The sequence below is a fragment of the Streptomyces acidicola genome (genome assembly GCF_009377235.1).
Taxonomy (GTDB): domain Bacteria; phylum Actinomycetota; class Actinomycetes; order Streptomycetales; family Streptomycetaceae; genus Streptomyces; species Streptomyces acidicola.
Genome location: NZ_VMNX01000402.1, coordinates 1 through 4908 on the forward strand (window position 1 = coordinate 1; position 4908 = coordinate 4908).

Annotated in this window: 4 protein-coding genes; 3 read left to right on the forward strand and 1 reads right to left on the reverse strand. The window is 70.7% G+C overall.

Going from position 1 to position 4908, the window contains the following annotated elements; all coding sequences use genetic code 11:
* Positions 1 to 98: 98 nt before the first annotated feature.
* The 3 genes from FPZ41_RS44745 (at position 99) to FPZ41_RS44755 (ending at position 4146) form a co-directional block, all read left to right on the forward strand.
* On the forward strand, positions 99 to 1217 hold the full coding sequence (locus FPZ41_RS44745) for a hypothetical protein (RefSeq protein ID WP_152870458.1): 1119 nt from the start codon (positions 99 to 101) through the stop codon (positions 1215 to 1217).
* A 185-nt stretch (positions 1218 to 1402) separates the two neighbouring features.
* A complete protein-coding gene (locus tag FPZ41_RS44750; RefSeq protein WP_152870460.1) occupies positions 1403 to 3031 on the forward strand; it encodes a M48 family metalloprotease in 1629 nt (542 codons plus the stop codon).
* Positions 3028 to 4146, forward strand: coding sequence for a hypothetical protein (locus FPZ41_RS44755; RefSeq protein WP_152870462.1), 1119 nt, complete (start codon positions 3028 to 3030; stop codon positions 4144 to 4146). The genes FPZ41_RS44750 and FPZ41_RS44755 overlap by 4 nt, the downstream gene beginning before the upstream one ends.
* A gap of 129 nt (positions 4147 to 4275) precedes the next feature.
* On the opposite strand, the gene msrA is transcribed toward FPZ41_RS44755, so the two are convergent.
* Positions 4276 to 4788, reverse strand: a complete 513-nt coding sequence (gene msrA, locus FPZ41_RS44760; protein ID WP_033323708.1) for a peptide-methionine (S)-S-oxide reductase MsrA — start codon at positions 4786 to 4788, stop codon at positions 4276 to 4278.
* Between the last annotated feature and the right edge of the window lie 120 nt (positions 4789 to 4908).

Genomic DNA, 4908 nt, shown 5'->3' on the forward strand with positions numbered 1-4908 from the left:
GCCCCTGCCCCTGCCCCTGCACGGGAACTCCGAGCAGGAACGAAGTCGTGACCCGGCCTGGTTGGCCAATTGTCAGACCTGTCTGGTTCGCTTGAGGCATGGAGATTCTTTGGGTCCTGATCGCGCTGGTCATGATGGGCTTCGTCATCGGCCCGATCGCGATGCGCAGGCGTGCCGGAATCCAGCAGGTGTCGCCCGGCGACCCGGACGCCGCGGACCCGGCGAACTACGGCTTCGTCCAGCAGGAGGAGCTGGACATCCGTATGCCCGGCCCCGACCAGGACCTGCTGGACGTGCTGGACGTGGTGCAGGGCACGCAGAACTACCGTGCGGCGTCGCAGCTGCTCGCGGGCACCGAGGCGGAGGGCGAGCGGCGGTGGCAGCGGGTGCAGGCCTTCGCGGGCGCGGCCGCGCTGGAGCTGCAGCAGCGTCCGGGCGGGGTGAGTGATTCTCCGGGCGGGCAGTGGCTGCGCGTGTGGCGGGCCGAGGCGCCGAAGGACGCGGGCGGGGCGGCGGTGCACGCGGAGTTCCTGGTGCAGCAGGCCTGGCGGACGTCGACGCCGGGCACGGACGACTTCCGGATCATCATGGAGGAGGCGAAGGCGGCCTGCGGCGAGGCGGCACTGCTGGCTCCGGGTGACCCGATCCCGTACATCATCGAGCTGTCGGTGGCACGCGGACTCGCGTACGCGCAGCCGGAGTTCGAGAAGCTCTGGCTGAAGATCCTGGACCGAGCGCCGACGCACATGGGCGCGCATCTGGCGGCGTTGCACTACTGGTGCGAGAAGTGGCACGGCTCGCGGGAGCTGGCGTACACGTTCGCGGAGTCGGCCGCGGCCCGGGCGCCCCAGGGATCGCTCCTCGCGGCCATGCCCCTGTTCGCGGTCTTCGAGCACCTGCCCGAGGTGAATCTGGTCAGCGGCTTCTACCAGAGCGAGGTCGTGACGAAGGCGGTCCACGGCGCCCTGTTCGCGGTGCACGCGGCCCGCCCGGACGACCCGATGCTGGCCCATGTCCGCCACCTCCTGGTGTGGTTCCTGATCCGCAGCGAGCGCTGGGCCGAGGCGATGAGCCAACTCGTCCACGTCGACGGCCATGTGGGCGCCCTGCCGTGGACCCTCACGGCGGACCCGGCCGCGGACTACGCGATATTCCGGGCGCTGGCCGTGGCGGGCTACGAGGCGAACGGCGGCAGCCCCGCGACGCTGCTGCGCTGAGGCCGTGCCGGTGGCGAGGCGACCGCTCCTTTTTGCCACCGCGCCCTGCCATGGGTCATCGACCACTCGTTTTTTGCCACCGGGCATACCGATGGCTCATACTCCACCCTCGCAGATCTTCGTCATGAGCATGTCTCACGACTGCCTGCTTCCTTGATCGTTTCCTGTGGGGGGACCTCAGATCGATGGGCGCGACCCTGCGCGCGCTGCGCGCTTTTGTGCTGCTCGCCGGCTTCTATCTGCTCGGCGTGTTCCTACTGGCTGCCCTCGCGGGCGCCGACTACCTGCTGTACCTGTATGCCCCGGCGAGCATCGCCGCCAAGCTGTACTTCGTCTCCGCGCTGCTGGCGATTCCGCTGGTGCGTGGCTTGTTCATGCTGCGCACGCCGAAGGGCGAGGAGCTCCCGGGCCGGCCGGTCACGGAGACCGACGAGCCCGACCTCTGGCGGACCGTGAGGGAGCTGGCCGAGCAGGTCGGCACCCGCGCCCCGTCCCGGATCGTGCTCACGGCCGACGTCAACGCCGCCGTCAGTGAGGAAGCCCGTCTGCTCGGGCTGCTCCCGGGCCCGCGCCGCCTCTACCTCGGCATCCCTCTGATGCAGGGTCTGACCGAGGCCCAGCTGCGCGCGGTCATCGCCCATGAGCTGGGCCACTACTCGAACTCCGACACCCGGCTCGCCGCCATCACCGTACGCGGCCGTGCACAGGTGCTGCGCACGATCGCGCACTTCGAGGAGCGGGCCGACAGGACCGTGGCACGCGAGCGGACCCAGCAGGAGAAGCGAAACGCCAAGGCCGAGGCCAAGGGGAAGAAGACCAAGGAGGTCGACACGACGGGTGCGGGCATCACGTACCGCACGATGGCGAAGATCTACATCGGCTACGCCAAGCTGTACTTCCGCGCCACGCTGGCCACTTCCCGCCGCCAGGAGTACGCCGCCGACGCCACGGCCGCCCGGATCGCCGGACGCGACGCCTCCGCATCGGCACTGCGCGAGATCCCCGCGCTGGACGCGGCGTTCGGGTTCTACATGGGCAGCTACGCGACGCTGGGGTCCGAGGCCAGGCTGCTGCCGCCCCGCGGCGAGGTCTTCGGCGGCTTCGGCCGGATGCTGAGCGCCCGCCGGCTCGAACTGGTCGGCCTGCGCACCGAACTGCCCACCGAGCCCTCCTCGCCGTACGACTCGCACCCTCCCATCGCCGACCGGGTCCACCGCATCGAGGCCCTGCCCGCGGACGGGCGCGAGGAAGAGGCCAAGGGCGCGGCCCTCGCCCTCCTCACCGATCCGGAGCGCACTCTGGCCGACCTGGAGGACGCCGTCCTTACGGACGAGGTACGGCAGTTCCGGCGCACCGGCGACTGGCAGGAACTGCTCGACGGTGCGATGACAGAGGGACTCTCCGACCTCAGCACCCCACTGCACCGAGCGCTGGCCTTCTACACCAAGGACCGGCCGACGCTACCCGCGCTGCTCCAGGTGATCGACGACGGGCAGCTGTGGCAACTGGCCCGGCGGCTGCCGATGTCCGAGGAGGCGGCCTCGGCGAGCGGTCGTGCCTTCCGCGAGTTCGCCCGCCCCGTCATGCAGAAGTCGCTGAACAGCATGGCTCTCGCCGACCTCAGCGCCCGCTCCCGGCTGCGCTGGGAGTTCTCCTGGTCCGAGGCCGCCACAGCGCATGTACTGCCCGCGCCCGACGGCACCGAGCACGACCTCGGCTCCGCGGTCGCGACAGCGGTCGCCGACCACCCGGACACCGGTCCGCTGCGCGCTCTCCTCGCCTCCGCTCCCCGAGAAACGGACACTCCTCGATGACCGTGCTGCTGTGGATCTTCGGCATCCTGGCCCTGCCCTTCGTGCTCTTCGCCCTCTACCTGGCCGGAGTGTTCGTCAAGGAGCTCTTCTCCCCCAGCGACGACTCCGAGGCGGATTCCGAGGCAGCCGTGGAGGCCGCGAAGGCCGCCGGGAAACTCGGCCTGCTGCCTGCGGAACGGCAGAACACGGAGTACGCGGGCCCACTGCCGGCCGACTGGGAGAAAGCGCTCGGGGCCGTGCGCGGCGGCGACTGGACGGCCGCCGCCGAACTGATGCAGGCCATCGGCCGCGACTGGGAGCACCGGTCGGCGGCCGCCTACCTCCTGGCCGAGATCGCGGCCGAGGAGGACGGCTGGCTGCTCGCCTGGGAGGCCGACCGTCCCGAAGACCCGGACGCGGCCGTGGTGCGGGCTCGCAGCACGGTCATCCTCGCCTGGGAGCTGCGGGGCGCGAAGCGGGCCAACCACACCACGGACGAGCAGTTCGCCGGGTTCCACCGGACACTGCAGGGCTCCCGCGAGGAGATCGCACGGGCGGCGGAGCTGAACCCCGACGACCCCACGCCCTACATCACGGAGATCTGGGTCGCACTCGGGCTCGGCTATCCGCACTCCCAGATGGACAAGCTGTGGACGGAGATCACGGCCCGCGCTCCGCACCACTACGAGGCCCACTTCTCGGCACTGCAGTACTGGTGCAAGAAGTGGCGGGGCTCGGAACGCCTGGCCGTCGAGTTCGCCGAGCGTGCGGCGGCGGCCGCGCCCCTGGGCGGCCTGCTCACCGTTCTGCCCCTCATCGCCCACTTCGAGCACGACGAGTCGGACGACACCAGCGGCGACCGCACCCCCGAGATGGTGGCCCGGGTGGACGCCGGCCTCGCCGATGCCGCCGCGGCCGACCCGGACCACCACCGCCTGCCCGAGTTGCGGCACCTGCTGGCGTACTACCTGTCGCTCCAGGACCGGGACGAGATGGCGATCGAGCAGTTCAAGCTGGTCGACGGGTACGTGAACGCGCTGCCCTGGCGCTACCGGGGCGACGACGCCGCGAAAGCGGAGTACTACTGCCGCATCCGCAACTCGAGTGCTCAGGTGGTGGCCGCCGACGCCGACTGAGGCGCCTGTGCGGCACCCTTCGTCCACAGCGGGGCGGCCCCGGCCCCGTAGGCGCAGGCGCGGCCCGGTGGAAGGCGGAGCCTCGGCCGGGCCGCGCCTGCGCCTTCCGCCGGCCGGGCCGCCTCGCGGTCAGCCCTCCGCGCGGGCGGGCAGCCGCCATCCCGGGCGCGGGAAGTGGCAGGTGTAGCCGTCCGGGTAACGCTGCAGGTAGTCCTGGTGCTCGGGCTCGGCCTCCCAGAAGGGGCCGACCGGCTCCACCTCGGTGACGACCTTGCCGGGCCACAGTCCGGAGGCGTCCACATCCGCGATCGTGTCCTCGGCGATCCGCTTCTGCTCGTCGTCCACGTAGTAGATCGCCGAGCGGTAGCTGAGGCCGATGTCGTTGCCCTGGCGGTTCTTGGTGCTCGGGTCGTGGATCTGGAAGAAGAACTCCAGGATCGCGCGGAAGTCGGTCTTCGCGGGGTCGAAAAGGATCTCAATGGCCTCTGCGTGCGTACCGTGGTTTCGGTACGTCGCGTTCGGCACGTCACCCCCCGTGTATCCGACCCGGGTCGCCGTCACGCCCGGCAGCCGGCGGATCAGCTCCTCCATCCCCCAGAAGCATCCGCCAGCCAGCACGGCCCTCTGCGTCTGCGCAGCCATTACGGCCCCTCCAATGTGTCTCGCTCGGTCACTCGGGCGCTCGGCTCGCACACCACCGGCATCCCATGCGCACTGTTCACAACGCGCGAGGGTTCCGAGCGATTCCGTGCCCGCCCAACC

Excerpts from the sequence above, each read along its gene's own strand:
- FPZ41_RS44745 (WP_152870458.1), top strand. The coding sequence starts at position 99 with ATGGAGATTCTTTGGGTCCTGATCGCGCTGGTCATGATGGGCTTCGTC.
- FPZ41_RS44750 (WP_152870460.1), top strand. The coding sequence starts at position 1,403 with ATGGGCGCGACCCTGCGCGCGCTGCGCGCTTTTGTGCTGCTCGCCGGC.
- FPZ41_RS44755 (WP_152870462.1), top strand. The coding sequence starts at position 3,028 with ATGACCGTGCTGCTGTGGATCTTCGGCATCCTGGCCCTGCCCTTCGTG.
- msrA (WP_033323708.1), bottom strand. The coding sequence starts at position 4,788 with ATGGCTGCGCAGACGCAGAGGGCCGTGCTGGCTGGCGGATGCTTCTGG.